The 16,891-nt window shown below is 39.8% G+C and carries 14 protein-coding genes; 7 read left to right on the top strand and 7 right to left on the bottom strand.

Features of this window, described 5'->3' with window-relative positions:
* Positions 1 to 90: 90 nt before the first annotated feature.
* The 6 genes from H6G41_RS17530 (at position 91) to H6G41_RS17505 (ending at position 10,793) form a co-directional block, all read left to right on the top strand.
* Complete coding sequence (locus H6G41_RS17530) at positions 91 to 3,990, top strand: tetratricopeptide repeat protein (RefSeq protein ID WP_190747466.1); 3,900 nt, start codon at positions 91 to 93, stop codon at positions 3,988 to 3,990.
* A 137-nt stretch (positions 3,991 to 4,127) separates the two neighbouring features.
* Positions 4,128 to 4,496 (top strand): helix-turn-helix domain-containing protein, encoded by a 369-nt coding sequence (locus H6G41_RS17525; RefSeq protein WP_190747465.1) that lies wholly within the window; start codon positions 4,128 to 4,130, stop codon positions 4,494 to 4,496.
* An 807-nt stretch (positions 4,497 to 5,303) separates the two neighbouring features.
* Complete coding sequence (locus H6G41_RS17520; RefSeq protein WP_190747464.1) at positions 5,304 to 5,567, top strand: hypothetical protein; 264 nt, start codon at positions 5,304 to 5,306, stop codon at positions 5,565 to 5,567.
* 114 nt (positions 5,568 to 5,681) lie between these two features.
* On the top strand, positions 5,682 to 5,873 hold the full coding sequence (locus tag H6G41_RS17515) for a hypothetical protein (protein WP_190747463.1): 192 nt from the start codon (positions 5,682 to 5,684) through the stop codon (positions 5,871 to 5,873).
* Positions 5,874 to 6,814: 941 nt separating this feature from the next.
* Complete coding sequence (locus H6G41_RS17510) at positions 6,815 to 7,060, top strand: hypothetical protein (protein ID WP_206756945.1); 246 nt, start codon at positions 6,815 to 6,817, stop codon at positions 7,058 to 7,060.
* A 211-nt stretch (positions 7,061 to 7,271) separates the two neighbouring features.
* Positions 7,272 to 10,793: an S-layer family protein gene (locus tag H6G41_RS17505; RefSeq protein ID WP_190747461.1), complete on the top strand. Its 3,522-nt coding sequence runs from the start codon at positions 7,272 to 7,274 to the stop codon at positions 10,791 to 10,793.
* Between the two features lie 68 nt (positions 10,794 to 10,861).
* On the opposite strand, the gene H6G41_RS17500 is transcribed toward H6G41_RS17505, so the two are convergent.
* The 6 genes from H6G41_RS17500 to H6G41_RS17475 all read right to left on the bottom strand — a co-directional run bounded on the left by H6G41_RS17500 (position 10,862) and on the right by H6G41_RS17475 (position 15,001).
* A complete protein-coding gene (locus H6G41_RS17500; protein ID WP_190747460.1) occupies positions 10,862 to 11,275 on the bottom strand; it encodes a salt stress protein, Slr1339 family in 414 nt (137 codons plus the stop codon).
* Positions 11,276 to 11,340: 65 nt separating this feature from the next.
* Positions 11,341 to 11,946 carry a VWA domain-containing protein gene (locus H6G41_RS17495; protein ID WP_190747459.1) on the bottom strand — a complete coding sequence of 202 codons (606 nt, stop codon included), beginning with the start codon at positions 11,944 to 11,946 and terminating at the stop codon, positions 11,341 to 11,343.
* Positions 11,947 to 11,990: 44 nt separating this feature from the next.
* Positions 11,991 to 12,593 (bottom strand): VWA domain-containing protein, encoded by a 603-nt coding sequence (locus H6G41_RS17490; RefSeq protein ID WP_190747458.1) that lies wholly within the window; start codon positions 12,591 to 12,593, stop codon positions 11,991 to 11,993.
* Positions 12,594 to 12,655: 62 nt separating this feature from the next.
* The gene (locus tag H6G41_RS17485) at positions 12,656 to 13,261 is read right to left on the bottom strand and encodes a VWA domain-containing protein (RefSeq protein ID WP_190747457.1); all 606 of its coding nucleotides are present in this window, start codon (positions 13,259 to 13,261) and stop codon (positions 12,656 to 12,658) included.
* Between the two features lie 698 nt (positions 13,262 to 13,959).
* The gene (locus H6G41_RS17480) at positions 13,960 to 14,394 is read right to left on the bottom strand and encodes a DUF6918 family protein (protein WP_190747456.1); all 435 of its coding nucleotides are present in this window, start codon (positions 14,392 to 14,394) and stop codon (positions 13,960 to 13,962) included.
* A gap of 316 nt (positions 14,395 to 14,710) precedes the next feature.
* Positions 14,711 to 15,001, bottom strand: a complete 291-nt coding sequence (locus H6G41_RS17475; RefSeq protein WP_190747455.1) for a hypothetical protein — start codon at positions 14,999 to 15,001, stop codon at positions 14,711 to 14,713.
* 493 nt (positions 15,002 to 15,494) lie between these two features.
* Here H6G41_RS17475 and H6G41_RS17470 point away from each other — a divergent pair, with 493 nt between their 5' ends.
* A complete protein-coding gene (locus H6G41_RS17470) occupies positions 15,495 to 15,869 on the top strand; it encodes a DUF2237 family protein (RefSeq protein WP_190747454.1) in 375 nt (124 codons plus the stop codon).
* A gap of 87 nt (positions 15,870 to 15,956) precedes the next feature.
* Here the strand turns inward: H6G41_RS17470 and hpnK are convergent, their stop codons facing one another.
* Positions 15,957 to 16,844: a hopanoid biosynthesis-associated protein HpnK gene (gene hpnK, locus H6G41_RS17465; protein ID WP_190747453.1), complete on the bottom strand. Its 888-nt coding sequence runs from the start codon at positions 16,842 to 16,844 to the stop codon at positions 15,957 to 15,959.
* Between the last annotated feature and the right edge of the window lie 47 nt (positions 16,845 to 16,891).

Raw genomic sequence — 16,891 nt, 5'->3', positions numbered from 1 at the left:
AAGTTAATAGTAGCTTTTTACGTAATTGACGATCTTTTTAACACAACGATGGCTACAATCTAGGTTAAACAAAATCCAAGAGTGTGACAGATGCTCAGGCGTCTATTTCAGTGGCTTAAAAAGTTATTTCAGCAGCATCCTTTTAGCAGTCAGAAAACTGGCTCTCTTCATGCTGTCAGAGGATACGGCGTGGCAAATGCACCACCCGAACTTACTAATGCGGATTTAGAACTGTTATTTACACAGTTGCTAGAAGGCGTGCAACAAGCAAGAGGTAGACAGTGGGCGCTGAAGTACCTGGAACGGATGGAACATCGCATTCCTGATGAGCGCTGGATAGATTGGCTATTGAGCTTTGGTGAAAGATTATTAAATTCACCTGCACCTAATCATCAGTTAGCAGCACGACTGATTCAGCTAGGTGAACTGGGAATTGGTAGAATCGGTGACCTTGCTTATGACATTGGTCTGAGCCTCTTAAAGCGCAACTCAGCTACAGAGTATGAAGAGATTGAAGAGCTAGATCGGCATCATATAGCAATGGACAGCACTAGACCTGAAAACAACCGCATAAACTCTCCAGGGCAGGAATTAATCCGAAACTTGGGCGATCGCTTGTGGGATTATGACGATGATGAGACAGAAATCCTGCCCATACCAGAAATGAATACCGTTGAGGAAACATGGACAGGTAACTTAGGAGAAGTTGTCTGGGAATATCAAGCAGAAGATATAGAAATCCCCAGACACTCAACTCTGCTCGATCCTGGTGATGATGATGAAATCGCTAATTTATTCGATTTATTTTCTGAGCCAGACGTACCAGAGACCGAAACTACCACACCAATTACTAACCTCAATCCCGCCAAACCAGAACCAAAACCAAATCAGTCTAGACAAGAAGCGAGACATACTCAGCCGCAAGAAGAACCAAGACATAATCTACCTACACCAGAACCTCAACACACTCAACCGCAAGAAGTAGCGAGACAGAATCCGCCTACACCAGAACCTAGCCATATCCAGGCTGAAGATAACAACAGCTTAACGCCTCCTCCAGAAACTCCCACCCCAGAACCATCAGAAACTGGGATATGGGATAAATCCTTAACAAAATTAGAACCAAGTGTAGCCCAGGCCTTTGATGAGTTGTTAGTCAGGTTGGATCAAAGTACTTCTTTAGTCCAAGAACTAGCTTCAGAACTAGCAATTCAGCGACAAAATTCCCAAATAATCCCCCAACCAAAAATTGACCGCGCCCAAGCTTGGTTTTACCAAGGTCTTCAACAAGCAAGAACGGGAGATTTAGCAGGAGCGATCGCATCTTATAACGCCGCCATCGAAATCAAACCTGATGCTTACGAGTATTGGTTTAACCGTGCTTTGACACTATTTCATTTAGAAAATTTTGCCGAGGCGATCGCATCCTATGATCGCGCCATCGAACTCAAACCCGATTTTCACAAAGCTTGGTACAATCGGGGGGGAATTCTCGGTGAATTAGGAGAATTTGAAGCAGCTGTCACTTCCTTTGAACAAGTCATCGCCCTCAAGCCAGATTTCCCTGAAGCTTGGTCTAGTCGGGGTTTAGCACTGATGAAATTAGGGCAATTATGGGAAGCGATCGCCAGTTACGACCAAGCCCTAGTATTACAACCCCTAGATCCAGAAAACTGGTATTACCGGGGTATCGCCTTAGGTGTGAGCGAGCAACATCAAGAAGCGATCGCCTCCTATGATCAAGCTTTAGAAATTGAACCCAATTATTATGAAGTCTGGATTGACCGGGGCGTTGTCCTGTTTAATTTAGGACAATGGTCAGAAGCGATCGCTTCTTGGGATAAAGCACTGTCAATTCATGCTGACTTCTATCTAGCTTGGTATAACCGCGGCGTAGCTTTAGATAATTTAGGCCGCCGTGAAGAAGCCATCGATTCCTATCGCAAAGCGATCGCCATTAAACCTGACTTCCATGTAGCTTGGTACAACCAGGCCGTAGCCTTATTTTATTTAGAAAAATATGCCGAAGCGATCGCTTCCTATGACAGCGCTTTACAAATTAAAGCCGACTACTGGGAAGCTTGGATTGGACGGGGAACAGCCGCCGGTCACATCACCAATCCTGATGCCCTTTCTGGTTTATTTACTAACATCACCGCCAAAAATTCTGCCTTGAAGCAAAGCGGTTATGAAGGTAAATTAGCTAGTTACGAAGCCGGGTTGAAATATGTTCGCCCCGATACTCACCCAGAAGGTTGGGGAAGATTGCATTTAGCGATCGCCAATAGTCATTACGATCACGGTAAAAAACATCCCCCTACCCGCAGTCATTGGCAAAAAGCCGTAGCTGAATATAATCAGGCCCTATTAACCCTGACTAGCGAAGACTTTCCCCAATTGCATTTAGAAGTTTTACAATACCTCACCAAAACTTTAGTTGGTTTAGGACAAACAGCACAATCCCAAGAATTTCTGCAATACGGTAGCGAGTTATTACAACAGTTAGTTAGCGATCCCACCCGTCCCGATGAGAGTAAAAAACAGCTAGCTTTAAAATTCGCCGGCTTGAGACAATTAGTCGTGGATTTAGCAGTCGATTACGGCGACTTAATCGAAGCCTGGGAAATTGCCGAACAAGCAAAAAATGCTTGTTTAACTTGGCAGATTGCAGGTTGGCAAAACCAGATTGACTCACTTAGCTATACTCAAGTTCAGCAACTACTCAACCCGCAAACAGCAATTATTTACTGGCATATTAGTCCAGCGGCCTTACATACCTTCGTCCTGAAAGATCAAGCCCCTTCACCTATTCTCATATTTACCCCCATGCAAGATGCAGGGGTATTTAGTTTAGGTAAAACCCCAATGCGCCTACACGAAATTCCGCTTCCTGAAGCAGTAAGAAGGGCGATCGCCTTTGAATCCTGGTTAGAAGACTGGAATCAACAATATCAAGAATATTGTAGCCATGTTGCCGATAAACAAAATCAAAGCAACCATTCCTGGCGTCTGGATATGGAACAAAGGTTATTAGAACTAAAAAATATCCTCAATATTCCTACTATCATCCAGGAACTTGAAGGTATTACCCACTTGATTTTAATTCCCCACCGTGATTTACAAAAATTGCCTCTCCACGCACTTTTTGAATCCGCTTCTCTGTCGCCAGAGCTATCAAATATTGAGACAGATTTTACTACTAGCTATTTGCCTAGCCTCCAAACAGGATTAACAATCAAAGCAGCAAATATAGGAGATAAAAACACTCAATTATTCCTCAGCGTTGAAAATCCTCATAGTGCAGATTATCCCCAACTAAAATTTGCCAAACTGCAAGCCGAAATTATCAGCCAAATGTTCCCCAATCCTTACCGCATACAGGGAGGACAAGCCACAAAAACTATCGTCCAAAATGCCTTAGAAGATGAATACAATATCTTTCATTTTACAGGCGCGATCGTTAACAATCTGAGCGAACCCAAAAAATCAGAATTGGCATTATCTGATACAGATAAACTCACTTTCGCAGAAATATGCCAACAATCTTTAGTAAGTTATAACCTAGTTAATCTATCAGCTTGTGAAAATATCAATAATAGCAATCATCAAATTACTAGCGAATATGTGAGCTTAGTTAATGCCTTTCTCAGTGGTGGAGTCTCCCAAGTTATAAGTACTCTATGGACTGTAGAATCAATTGCCAATGATTTAGCGATTGTAGAATTTTACCGTCGATTACAGCCCAATAAATCTGCCGCTACCACCTTAGCTGAAGTTACAGCATGGCTGAGAGAACTAACTACAAGAGAATTAACACAATGGTATGAAGATTTATTGAATAATCTACATCCTGAAGATTTAAGAATTAGGACGCATGTGGCGACACAAATGTATAGAAGTAGTAAACTGCCACCAGACCAAAAGCTATATTGCCATCCTTATTATTGGGCAGCATTTACAATTACAGGTAGGTCAAATGAGACTATTTAAATAGTTGCCAAGAAACGCCTACACCTTGAATAGTTCAAAATTTCAGACATTTTCAGTCACGGATTTAAACCCCCACTGAAAATAAACTATTTATAGATTTAATCTACAATTGCTCATAGAGCATAGACAAATGACCAATGACCAATGACAAAACGACGGAAACTAAAGCGGAAAACGATACCAGACTGACTTGTGAAGTAGAATTTACATTAGAGGTAATTGGTGGACGCTGGAAAGTCTTAATCATTAGGGAATTAATGACAGGGTTAAAGCGCTTTGGCGAATTGCAACGGGCTTTACCTGGAATTACGCAAAAAATGCTCACTCAGCAACTCAGGGAAATGGAAGATGATGGTATTATTCATCGTGAAGTTTATCCCCAAATTCCTCCTAAAGTAGAATATTCACTCACACCTTTAGGGGAAAGCCTACAGCCAATTCTCAACGCAATGCATGAATGGGCTGTAAAACATTCTTCTCAAATTCGCCGCCATCGCATTAATTAGCAGTAATTATTGATTAGTTAAATAACTCTTCAATCAGAATTGTTTCCGTCAATAAATGTTAATTATATTTATTTTTTCTCTATATAATTAAAATAACTGTATATATCGACACATTAATACTTATACAAGTTATCAAAAATATTGAGACATTAATTTTGGTCTTATGAATAATTTATGTATCCCCAAAATTATTTGCATTGGTATAAATTCGGCTAAATAACTAAATTAATCAATCATTTATATTGATTTGCAGAAAAATACATAATTCGAGAAAATCTCTAACCTAAGTAATTATGCGGTTGGCTAATATATTTTTTATAAAAAAGCTTATTAATATTAAATTTGCAACAAGAAATGCCAATCAATCTTGTCGATTAATCAAAACATAGTTAATGTATTTATCTATCAACTATGTCAACCTAATGTGGTTTAGAAAAAAGATATAAATGATTTGCTTGTGTATGATAACAAAGTTTGTTGTCCACCATATAAAAACTTTATTTCCCTAAGATTGGCGTTCAAACTACGTATATTTTCAAGATATTTTCTTTGGCTATAGCTTTCATGATTTTTTAGATAAAGTTCTTGGTAAAATTACGGATAAATACTGTTATTTAGTCTATTAATTTATTGAAATTTTTTCAAAAATATTTTAGTTTAATAAACAAAAAGACGAGTAATTTTACAGATTAAAAATATTAATTATTCAATTAAATATAAAAATTTCAACAAGACATTAATAGAAAGATTGCTTATATAAAATAACTAGGATAAGTTATAAATTGTATTTTACATAAACACAAACAAATGAAAATACCGGTAAAAATAAATAATCTGACCAAAGACGACAAAAAAAGCGAAATTCAGCAGTTATTAGACTTTACTCAAATTAGCGATCGCGAACTTGAACTAGTAATTGGTGGTACAGGTAATTTAACCACCAGCACTAACATGGAAAATATTATGGGCCCAAATGACCCCGGAGCAACTTCAGCGGCTTGGAATCCTTCTAGTGGTGGAGGTTCCGGTGGTTCTGGTGGTGGAAATCCCGGTGGTTCTGGTGGTTGGTAATTTACTTGGTAGATAGAAATTCAAATAGATAAGCTTGAATCTCTCAAATGCTTGTCTAGGTGCAATTTACAAAGTTTGCCTTAATTTTCACATTTAGAGGTTAAACGGTAAAAAATGAAGAAAAATATCCACGAAAATAATCATAAAAAGTATCAGCAAAATCGCAAAATTATGCAACTATTAAATTTAACTGAATTAAATGACCAAGAAGCAGAAGAAATAACAGGTGGTATCGCTATTACTACTAGCGGATGGATTCAAATGACTTGGGAAAATAATGATTCTGATGATAATGTTAATCATTGAAGTGCTATAACAGTCAGTTACTGAATAATTATGAAAAATTTATTTTTCCAACTTATTTAAAAAGTTGGTGATTGCCAGATTCTAGGGTTCACAAATTATTTAGTATGACTATACCTAGCCAAAATCTACTTCAATACAACATATTTCCAGTAAGTTAATTACACAGTTAGGGGCACAACATGTTGTGCCTCTTCGATTATATTTACTTTAACTTGTCGCTTCTTTAGTACCAGTGAATAGAAAAAAGAGAGATTAATACTTACGAAAAAATTAGTAATTAGGTAACAATCAACTATCCTATGTTACTAAAAGTAAATCTGCTGAACCTATTACTAATGAAAAATGGCAGCCTTGTCCTATCGTAAAACCTAAGCTTAGCTTTCTTAGCAGAAAGGTACGGCAGTAATTGTTAATTGCAAAGCTCTAATTACTATTAATTAGTATTAATTTATTATAGCCATAAGAAACTCGAATGCTCATTAACAAATATAAATATCAGTAATTTTACAGTTTAAATATATATTTTTATCAGATTAGCCAAGAATATTAAAATTAAAAAAAATAATCTCAAATGCTCTTGTCAATAACAAAAAAATTGATAAAAAATAGTAAATAGTTTAATAGAACTAAGAAGAGTAAAGTTATGAATATAAAATTCAAAAGACCTAATCGACAATGAAGCAGAAATAGTAGTAGATGGTAGTGATATAATAGCAGTAGATGGTAGTTTCATTATTCCCCCTCTCTGGGGTGGCGGTGGTGGTAGTTGGTGTATTCTTTAAACTAATCTTCCCCCTGAAAATATCAAGTTTTGGGAGTATAGATAATGTGAATTTTTTTCATAATCTATGCCCAATCAAATTGAGATACATACAAGAATCGTTGATTTACAAAGATAACAAATGCAGACAAAATACTCGTTAGAGTTTAAACAAGCAAATATGAATGTTAAAATCTCAGAAAATCATCACAAAAAATCTTCACAAGATAGTCAAATTATCGAGCTATTAGAGTTGAGCGAGTTAACAGACAAGGAAGCTGAATTAGTTGTAGGCGCTTGGGGTGGCGGAGGTGGCGGAGGTGGTGGGGGTGGTGGAGGTGGTGGTTGGTGTATTGCTGGAGATAATATTTCGGTCAATGCTGGTGTTACTAACACTTGTAATGTAGAAAGTTCTGGACAACCATAATAAAAGAGCTAGTAAATGCTTGGTTAGAAATAAATTGAACATACCTGTTTGACACCCCAGTTTCTTCACGAAATCGGGGTTTTTCTCTGACTTAAGTTATTGAAACAAGATAGCAATTGAGCTTGTTATCATCAGAGTTTGAAATAGGGGAAGACATTTCAGTGACTCCGTAGCTAAGATAGTAGCTTCTAGCAAGATAATGGCAAAAACTATGTCAGTGACGAAAAGAAAGAGCAAAATTTTCTACCTTAAAATATTGCTGGGCTTCCCTCTTATTTTCTGGTCGCTGGCAAATACAAGACTGAGCGCTTATGCACAAATTATTCCAGATAATACGCTGCCAAATAATACAATTGTTACTCCCAATGCTGGAAATTTTAACATTGATGGTGGTACTAGATCGGGCAATAATTTATTCCATAGTTTTCAACAATTTTCTCTGATTAAGGAGCAAATAGCCTCTTTTAATAATCCTACAGATATTCAAAATATTATCAGCCGTGTTACTGGTAGCTCAATTTCCGAAATTGATGGTTTAATTCGTGCCCAAGGCACAGCTAATTTATTTCTGATCAATCCCAATGGTATTGTTTTTGGCGCTAATGCTTCTCTAGATATTGGTGGTTCTTTTATTGGTTCAACAGCCAATAGTATCCGATTTACTGACGGTAGTGAATTCAGTGCTAGCAGTCCGCAAACAACACCTTTGTTAACAGTGAGTCTTCCTTTAGGGTTGCAGTATGGGCCGAGTAATACAGGTGCGATCAATGTCAATGGAACCGGAAACAATATAAGTTTCAATAACAATAACTTTTCCGTAATTAAAGACTCTCGTCCAACCGGTCTTATGGTACAGCCACAGAAAACTTTGGCTTTGGTGGGTGGGGATATTGGAGTTACTGGAGGTAATCTGACTGCAAACGGCGGACGAATTGAACTAGGAAGTGTGGGTACAAACAGTTTTGTCAAACTTAACCCTATTAGCTCAGGTTGGGAATTAAGCTATGAAAATGTGAGTAGTTTTCGCAATATTAACTTATCTCAAGCAGCTTCTTTAGAGGTTAGCGGTAATGGCGGTACTATCCAACTACAGGGGCGTAACATCCAGGTAAAGGATGGTTCTGCTATGTTCGCAGATACTGTAGGCAGTGGTTTGCCAGGAAGTCTGATTATTAAGGCCTCAGAAGCGTTAGAAGCCAGCGGTACTTCTGTATTAGGTCTTCCCTTTGTGACTTATTTATCTACCGATGTAGCACCTGGCGCAACTGGTAATGGTGGCAATTTATTCATTGATGCAAAAAGTTTGCGTGTCGCTAGTGGCGCTCAAATTTCTAGTGGAACCTTTGGTGCTGGTAACGCCGGTAGTCTTATAGTTAAGTCCCAACAAATTGAATTGACTGGTGGTTCAGGTGTTTCTGGTTCTAGCGGCTTATTTACACCAGTAGCTCCGGGAGCTACTGGTAATGGTGGTAATTTAGTAATTGAAACAGATAACTTGTTAGTTACTAACGGTGCACAGATATTTGTTAATACCTTTGGATTGGGCAATGCTGGCAGCATAGAATTAAACGCCACAAACGTACAATTAACTGGTGCTTCACGAGGTGGGGTTTCTAGTGGCATCTTTGCAAATGCAGAATTTATGGGTGAAGGTAGTGGTGGGAATATCACCATTAATACTGAAAACTTACAGGTTGCTAATGGCGCAAGAGTAGCAGTTAGTACCTTTAATGCGAAAGATGGCGGAATTTTAACAGTCAAGGCAAAAGATATAGAGCTACTGCGGGGTGCAGCTGGTGTTGGTTCCAGTGGGTTATATGCGAATGTAGAATCCAAAGCCACAGGTAATGGTGGCAAATTGTTGGTTGAAACAGAAAATTTGCGAATTGCTGATGGTGCACAGATAGCAGCATTGACTTTTGGCTCAGGTAATGCGGGAAGTGTAAAGTTGCAAGCAAATCAGATAGAACTGAGTGGAACTTCACCAGGAGGTTTCCCCAGCGGTTTATTTGCGAATGTGGAATTAGGTGCAACAGGTAATGGTGGTAGTTTAAGCATTGATGCTCAGAGTTTACGGTTGATTAATGGTGCGCAAATTGGCACGGGTACTTTTAGCTCTGGGAATGCTGGAGATTTAAATATTCAGGCAAATGATATAGAGCTAATTGGTGGTTCTACTAGCGGTCAAAGTTTATTATTTACCACAGTTCTCTCCACTGCCACGGGTAAGGGAGGAAATTTGACCCTAGATACCGATACATTGCGACTGATAGATGGCGGTCAAATTGCTACGAGTACTGCTGGCTCTGGCAAGGCGGGTAATTTAATAGTAACAGCCAATGATATAGAAGTTATTGGCGTGAATGCCTTAGGACGCAGTGGTTTATTTGCTAGTGCAATCCAAAGCAATGGTGATGGGGGAAACTTAAATATTACTACTGATAATTTAACTATTCAAAATGGAGGCATTGTCAGTGCTAGTAATTTCCATAGCCGCAACACAAATATACCGCCAGGGCAGGGAAAAGCCGGAAATATTCAGATTGATGCGGGGGCGATTTTACTTGATAACACTTCCTCAGAAAATCTAGCGAGCATCAACGCATCTACAACTTCTGGTGGTGGTGGTAATATCTTTTTGAATGTGCAAACATCATTAACTGCTCACAATGGTAGCCAAATATCTGCTGATACTAAAGGTAGTGGTGATGGCGGTAGTATTAATATCAATACTGACTCTCTGACATTTACCACTGGGGCTTCCTTGACTACTAGCACAGTAGGAACAGGCAATGCCGGATTGATTAAAATTGCTGCCAATTCTGTTTTGTTTGATGGTTATCTGGATGGGTTATTTACCGGTGCTTTCAGCGAAGCCAAAGCCGAATCGCAAGGTAATGGCGGCAATATTCAACTGACAAGTAACTTGTTGAAGGTGACAAATCAAGCTCGCATCTCTACTAATAGTGCGGGATTAGGTCAAGCTGGTAATATCACTATCAATGCTCAGCAAATCCAAAGCGATCGCGGTAATATAGTTGCTACTTCTACACAAACTGGTGGCGGTAATTTAAATTTTACTACTGATTTACTCTTTCTAAATAATCATAGTTTAATTAGTACTAGCGTTTTAGATAGTAATGGTGGTGGTGGCAATATTAACGTTAATGCCAATTTTGTCGTCGCTCATAATAGAAGCGATATTAGAGCGAATGCTGTCTTTGGTTCTGGAGGTAATATTCAAATCCAAACACAAGGCATTTTCCTGTCTCCAGATAGCCATATTGATGCTAGTTCCAAATTTGGGGTTGATGGAATTGTGACAATTAATAACGTAGAAACGAGTAAGAATCTTGCCAATACTGAATTACCGGCAAATATATTAGATCCTAGCCAGCAGATTGCTGCTAGTTGTCGAGGCGATCGCGCAAATAATTTTGTGGTTACAGGACGAGGTGGATTACCACAAAATCCGACTGATATTATTATGGGTCAAACAATTTGGACGGATTTCCGTGACTTGTCTGTCAAAGTAGGATTACAGCCAAAGGGCGTGGAAACAAGAGTCACAAATGCTTCTCAAGCAGAGCCAAAAAATAATGAGCCATCAGCAATTATTGAGGCTCAAGGATTGACAATTAATAGTCGAGGCGAAGCTGAATTATTAGCTAATTCTCCGAATATCATTCCTGAATCAGCTAGAAATGCCTCCTCTAGTTGTGGAGCAATCTAAGTTATCGGTCAGTTTTTAGTTATCAGTTGTTAATGGGTTTTGATGTAGATAAAATTCAAAACAATGACTCAATAATTGTTTTGTAAATATTCAATAGCAGCTTCTAATTTGGAAGCATATCCTTCGGCAAATCTTTCAAACCACAGTCCTTCAGACGAGAATGGATCTAATTTAGCTAACCATTCTTTCGCCTGATTTTTTAAGGCTTCTCGTTGTTTGGCTTTAAGTTGTTCTTGGCGAATTCGTTCTTGTTCTAATTCTTCCTGTCGTTTCAACTCTTCAGCTATGTCTCGTTCGGCAAAATCAGCCTTCACCTCCTCCAAAAGGTTATCGATGAGAGAAGCTGCTTTTGGGGTTACTGGAATCAATGGTTGGGTAATGTTTAGCTGAGGTTTAGACTGAGGTTGTGGTTGGGGTGGAGAAGTTTTCCCTTCTTGGTATTCAGTTTTGAGTTCAGCTAATAGCTTATCAATGCTATCCATTGCAGGGATGGGGGGCGTGGGGGGACAAGGAAGATAAATAACAACTGACTATTGACTATTGACAATTAGTCATTAATGGCATTCAGCAAGACTTCTGATAAACTCATATCTTCCATATCTTCCATTGTAACAGTGTCGCAGATATCAAACTTGGCTCCAGCGCTTTGGAGGTCGTCATCTAAGACTTTGAGAAAGCGAGTGGCTTGGGCGTCTGTACCAACTTGAATGAAAGAAATGGCTAGTTCTTCATCACGATCCATTTGTCGGGAGGCTTCGATAATGACTTTCATGACGGCTTTGCGATCGTCTGGTTCGCCATCGGTAACTACTAAAATTGTCTCGCCATTAGGCTTAGTTTGTTTAGCAGCTTTGCGTTTAAAGTAATCATCAGTGGCGTGTTTGAGAACTCCTGCTAAGTCTGTGGTTCCAGAGGGATCGTTTTCTTGAAAAATTTGCGCTACTTTAGCGGAGGTGACGTTTTCATAACGTTTGAATTTGCCGGAAAATACATAAACAGTAATCCCATCTGGATCTAATTGTTCGCACTTGCTAGCTAAAGCAAAAGTTGATTCTTGTGCGGTTAGCCATCTGTTTCTACCGCCTTTTTGATCTGGGGTAGCCATGCTGCCGCTTTTGTCAATAATTAAGGTATAGTCACGATTGTCTAGCATTTCTAATGTCTCCAAGTATTGTCTAAAAAATTTGCGATGAGCAATTAGCTTGTTATTGCCTTTAATACCTCGGTAAGGCTCATCTCTTCTAACTCATCTAAAGTGATGGTGTCACAAATATCAAATTTAGCGCCAACACTTTGCAACTCATCATCTATGGCATGAAGAAATTTGGTAGCTTTGGTGTCAGCACCTACTTGAATTAAAGCAATTCTTAATTCTTGGGGATTATCCAAACGCACAGTTGCATTGATAATTACTTCATATACGGCTTGGCGATCGCTTGGTGTACCATCAGTCACAACTAAAATCACTTCTCCTGCTGGCTTAGTTTTGCCATCGGCTTTGCGTTTAAAGTAGCTATTAATGGCGTCTTGTAGTACTCCGGCTAAGTTTGTTGTATCGCCAGGAATATTTTCTGTAAAAATCTGCTTGATTTTAGCGGCGGTAACATAATCGTAACGCTTAAATCCTTTAGCAAATAGATAAATGGTTAGACCATCAAGGTCAAATTCTTCGCATCTAGCAGCTAAAGCGTATGTTGATTCTTGTAATGCTGTCCAGCGACTTTTACCATTTTTTTGATCTGTAGTAGCCATGCTGGCACTCTGGTCAATAATTAAGGTGTAGTCACGATTTTCTAGCATGGCTGATGTTCCCCAAAATTTGCTGATAATTAATTAGATGAAACTTAAAGACTTGGTTAAAATCAGTCTGTGATGGCATTCATTAAAACATCTGCAAGACTCATTTCTTCTAAGTCGTCTAAGGTGACTGTGTCACAGATGTCAAATTTAGCACCTACACTTTGCAACTGGTCATCTAAGGCTTTAAGAAACTTTGTCGCTTGGGGATCTGAACCAACCTGAACTATAGACACTCCTAATTCTTCATCCCGATCCATTTGGCGGGTAGCACTAATAATGACTTCAAAGACGGCTTTGCGATCGTCTGGTTCGCCATCGGTGATGACTAAGATTGTCTCGCCATTGGGTTTAGTTTGACCTGAGGCTTTACGCTTAAAGTAATTATTGAGTGCGTCTTGGAGTACACCTGCTAAATTTGTTGTCCCAGCCGGATCGTTTTCTTGAAAAATCTGCGCAACTTTTGCTGATGTGACATCATCGTAGCGTTTAAATCTCCCAGAAAATACATAGACTGTAATTCCATCAGGGTCATACTGCTCACATTTTCTTGCTAAGGCTAGTGTGGATTCTTGGGCTATGTCCCATCTAGTTCTCCCACCTGCTTGGTCAGGGGTAGACATACTGCCACTTTTATCAATGATCAATGTATAGTCGCGATCGCTCATCATAGTATTCCTTGATTTTTATCCTGTGGTTACTAGTTTAACTACTAGAATCGCCGTTGATATAGGTGTTTCCACCTCTATCGTTACATTTGCTACTGAAAATTTCTATTCTATTCCTATAGATAGAAACAAGGGTAATTTTAAAAATTTCCGATGTCATGACACTGCTGACAACAATCTGATTATCTTCAGCGGAGAATTTTTGATTAGTTTAGCAGCCTGTAATACTTGAAAAGCAGGGGAGCAGGGGAGCAGGGAGCAGGGAGCAGGGAGCAGGGAGAAAGGGGGATTAATCAATTTTTTATGTGTTCTGGTGTACGCTTGCCAACTGGCGTCATTGAGCATTGGTAGCTTCTTCCCCATACCCAAAAACTCCACCCACAAGGGGATGGAGTTTTTCATAGACTATGAATTGCAGATATATGCAGTCTACTGAGATTTTGTGACTGAGACCAATTCTGTGTGAGGTGACAAATTAACGCCCTCAGTAGTAGACGCTCAGTCATAAATATACATGTGTAGCGGCGAATTGATACAAATTTAAATAGTGTTTGCGGCACATCAAGATATTCTAGAGGGCATGGCACTGCCCCTACCATCTGTCGTATTCTTTTTTCAAATTGGTATGAGATTACTGTCACAGGTAGCAATAGGCAACAAAAGTATAAAAAGCGTTGCCTATTGATTGCCTATTTTGTTTATTAGTTAGCGTATTTACTGATTACCTTAGCGAATTCTGGCACTGCTTCCTCTACATGCTGTTTAGCTGAGCCGCGAAATTTTTCGTATGTTCCACGGACGATGGGGCGTTTGGCTTTTTTGGCCCTTTCATCGGTGACGCTGAGTAGTGCATCAGCGGTGCGATCGCTACTTGTAATTAAATGTTCTACTGGATCGCCTTTCTGTAATCCTTCATTCCAGATCGGATCGATGGCTGTAAAACACTGTGGTAGGATCTGCTCGACAACGTAAGGGATATATCCTGGCTTTACTCCCTTCAATGTAGCGAAGGCTGTTTTTAAGGCTATACCGCTCAGCCCTGATTTGGATGCAACCTGCTTTTCAATCATTGTGCAACAGTCATCCACAATCATGTCTTTTTTGTCGGAATTCAATAGTGCGTCGCTCAGTCCCATTTCAATTCTCCTGATTGTTAAAGTGTGTAATTTTCAATTCAACTAATTTTGCCAACGAACAGGATATTACAAAATAGCGCAGTAAGTCTGAAAGCTTACCAAGCACACCCAGAAATTTTAAACAATTTCGACTGTACTGTCGAAAATTCATATACTTGAAGTAACTGTAAAGTATTAGATATTACCAAATTACCTTGCGAATTAGAGTGTTATTTATCGGGTAAGGTACAGATAATTGTAGGGGCACAACATGTTGTACCCCTACCCTTGATGAGCTGAAATAGTCTGTATTTTCGCCAGATTTTGATTAAGCTAGTTAACTTTCATGCTCTGGATTATGAGCAGTACCTGTCTCTGTTTCCAGAAGTCTGGAAATGAATACGTCTGGTTTTCTACTGACGACAGACTTAACTTTATCAATGGCAATTACTTCACTGATTTTGACAATCATTTCCCACAGCGTATCTTCCTCTGTCTCTTTGTTGTAGGTTCTGTGTTTGAACCACAACAAGTCATCCCACACTCCGATTACTGTGGCAAAATACCACTTATCTCTTATTAGTATCCAGATTTCTTGTTCTAAGTAGGTCTGAAGAATAGATTTCACAACAGCTGAGATTATGAAAAGATATTCGCTACAGATTACACGGATGTTACAGCAGATGACTACTGTGAAATTACGTAATTAATAAGTACAAAATTGCCTATATCTTGGGACATAAGCCTTTAGAAAAATCTATTTAATTCCTTGCGTAGCAAGGTCTAGATTTTTTAACAATTAAGATTACTTAACTGTGTAGTGTGTAGAATCCAACCTTGAATTTTGAAATTAGGAACTGAGGATAAAGGAGATGAGCGACAATTTAACCGCCAAGACGCCTTCTGTGCGGGAACTCCAAAAAATAAATTATCCCAAATTGTAGGGGTGGGGTCACCCCCGCCCCTACGAGGTTGCTTGGTAAGTTAATGATTGGGATGTTTTTTATTTGGAAGTCCCTGCAAGAGGCTTCCGCCAACGCGCAACGTCTCCCCTTGGGAGAAAAATTAGTAGAGTGTGCGTAAGTCCTATTAGATAAATTATCAACTGACTTGAGGTTTTTATGGCAGAAGCAAAAAACGTACTAGGTACTACTTTGGAGATTTGCTGCACTTCTCCAATGACTGGTTATTACCGTGACGGACTCTGCAACACAGGGGGTCAAGATTTTGGAATGCATGTTGTATGTGCGCAAATGACAGCAGAATTTCTGCAATTTACCAAATCGCGAGGCAATGATTTGAGTACACCTGTCCCTGAATATAATTTTCCTGGATTGAGAGAAGGCGATCGCTGGTGTTTATGTGCAGCGCGTTGGCAAGAAGCCCTAGAAGCTGGTTTTGCGCCCCCAGTTGTCTTGGAAGCTACCCATGCAAGAGCTTTGGAAGTGTGTAATTTGGAGGATTTGAAAAAATACGCATTGACGGTTGACGGTTGACGGTTGGCTGTTGACTGTTGGCTGTTGACTGCGCCGCACTGAGCCTGTCGTTCGCGTAGCGTCCCGCAGGGAAGTGTTGACTGTTGACTATTCAAGCTGGTGATAATTAGTCAATTCAAATCCATTGATAGTTAAAACCTGACGGACTTGTTCGCTTAATAAAGCAGCAAGTTCTATTTCACCAGCGCCGGGTAATCCATTGAGCGGTTCTTCGGGTTGAACTAAGGCGGGATGGGAATAAATTTCTACTAAGTCTGCTTGAATTTGGGGTATGAGACCTAGTAAGTATTGTTCGCTCATATTGCCTGTTTGCAGCAATCCATATACTCGCTGTGCAAACTTTATACCGTGAGTGGTGAGTAAGCTTTCGCCATAACTGCGCAGTCTCCCAAATACTCCTGACCAAACTAACTTAGTTAGTAAAGCTGTCCGGTCAAGCTTTAGGCTCATTTGCAACTCTTCCGATGGCAGACGGATGACTCGGATGTTAAATTCGGGAGCTAATTCTACTAATATCCGTAATATTACAGGATGTACATGTAAATGTAAATGCCCATCGACATGAGAAAGGGGCAACCCAGAGGCGCGAAATTTTTCCAACTGGGCGCGGATTTCTTGGCGTAATTCTTCACGGGCGGCTGGGTGAAATTGATAACGCAAGCCAGCCACTAGAGGACTATCAGAAAAGTTGCCTTGGGAGTCTACTAAATGAGGAATTTGTGAGGGAGGCAGGACAGAACGACCGCAAACCAAGACTAAATGCAGACCAACTGCCAAACTGGGGCGATCGCGTGCCCAGGCGATCGCATCTGCGGCAGCATCTCCAGTTACCATTAAACTTGTACTAGTTAATACACCCTGTTCGTGAGCTTGGATAATTGCCTGATTGACACCGGCAGAAAAGCCAAAGTCATCACCATTAATAATGGCAAAGCGGGATTTGATATTGGGCATGGGGCATTGGGCATGGGGCATTGGGCATTGGGCATTGGAAAACAGTCTGTAGGGGCGGGTTTATTTAG

The organism is Tolypothrix sp. FACHB-123 (assembly GCF_014697075.1).
Classification (GTDB): domain Bacteria; phylum Cyanobacteriota; class Cyanobacteriia; order Cyanobacteriales; family Nostocaceae; genus Aulosira.
The sequence above is the reverse complement of the archived record's forward strand: the minus strand, read 5'-3'. Positions and strand labels throughout refer to the sequence as shown.

What these genes read in the sequence shown, in the direction of transcription:
- H6G41_RS17530 (WP_190747466.1), top strand. Translation starts at nt 91, where the DNA reads ATGCTCAGGCGTCTATTTCAGTGGCTTAAAAAGTTATTTCAGCAGCAT.
- H6G41_RS17525 (WP_190747465.1), top strand. Translation starts at nt 4,128, where the DNA reads ATGACCAATGACAAAACGACGGAAACTAAAGCGGAAAACGATACCAGA.
- H6G41_RS17520 (WP_190747464.1), top strand. Translation starts at nt 5,304, where the DNA reads ATGAAAATACCGGTAAAAATAAATAATCTGACCAAAGACGACAAAAAA.
- H6G41_RS17515 (WP_190747463.1), top strand. Translation starts at nt 5,682, where the DNA reads ATGAAGAAAAATATCCACGAAAATAATCATAAAAAGTATCAGCAAAAT.
- H6G41_RS17510 (WP_206756945.1), top strand. Translation starts at nt 6,815, where the DNA reads ATGAATGTTAAAATCTCAGAAAATCATCACAAAAAATCTTCACAAGAT.
- H6G41_RS17505 (WP_190747461.1), top strand. Translation starts at nt 7,272, where the DNA reads ATGTCAGTGACGAAAAGAAAGAGCAAAATTTTCTACCTTAAAATATTG.
- H6G41_RS17500 (WP_190747460.1), bottom strand. Translation starts at nt 11,275, where the DNA reads ATGGATAGCATTGATAAGCTATTAGCTGAACTCAAAACTGAATACCAA.
- H6G41_RS17495 (WP_190747459.1), bottom strand. Translation starts at nt 11,946, where the DNA reads ATGCTAGACAATCGTGACTATACCTTAATTATTGACAAAAGCGGCAGC.
- H6G41_RS17490 (WP_190747458.1), bottom strand. Translation starts at nt 12,593, where the DNA reads ATGCTAGAAAATCGTGACTACACCTTAATTATTGACCAGAGTGCCAGC.
- H6G41_RS17485 (WP_190747457.1), bottom strand. Translation starts at nt 13,261, where the DNA reads ATGATGAGCGATCGCGACTATACATTGATCATTGATAAAAGTGGCAGT.
- H6G41_RS17480 (WP_190747456.1), bottom strand. Translation starts at nt 14,394, where the DNA reads ATGGGACTGAGCGACGCACTATTGAATTCCGACAAAAAAGACATGATT.
- H6G41_RS17470 (WP_190747454.1), top strand. Translation starts at nt 15,495, where the DNA reads ATGGCAGAAGCAAAAAACGTACTAGGTACTACTTTGGAGATTTGCTGC.
- hpnK (WP_190747453.1), bottom strand. Translation starts at nt 16,844, where the DNA reads ATGCCCCATGCCCAATGCCCCATGCCCAATATCAAATCCCGCTTTGCC.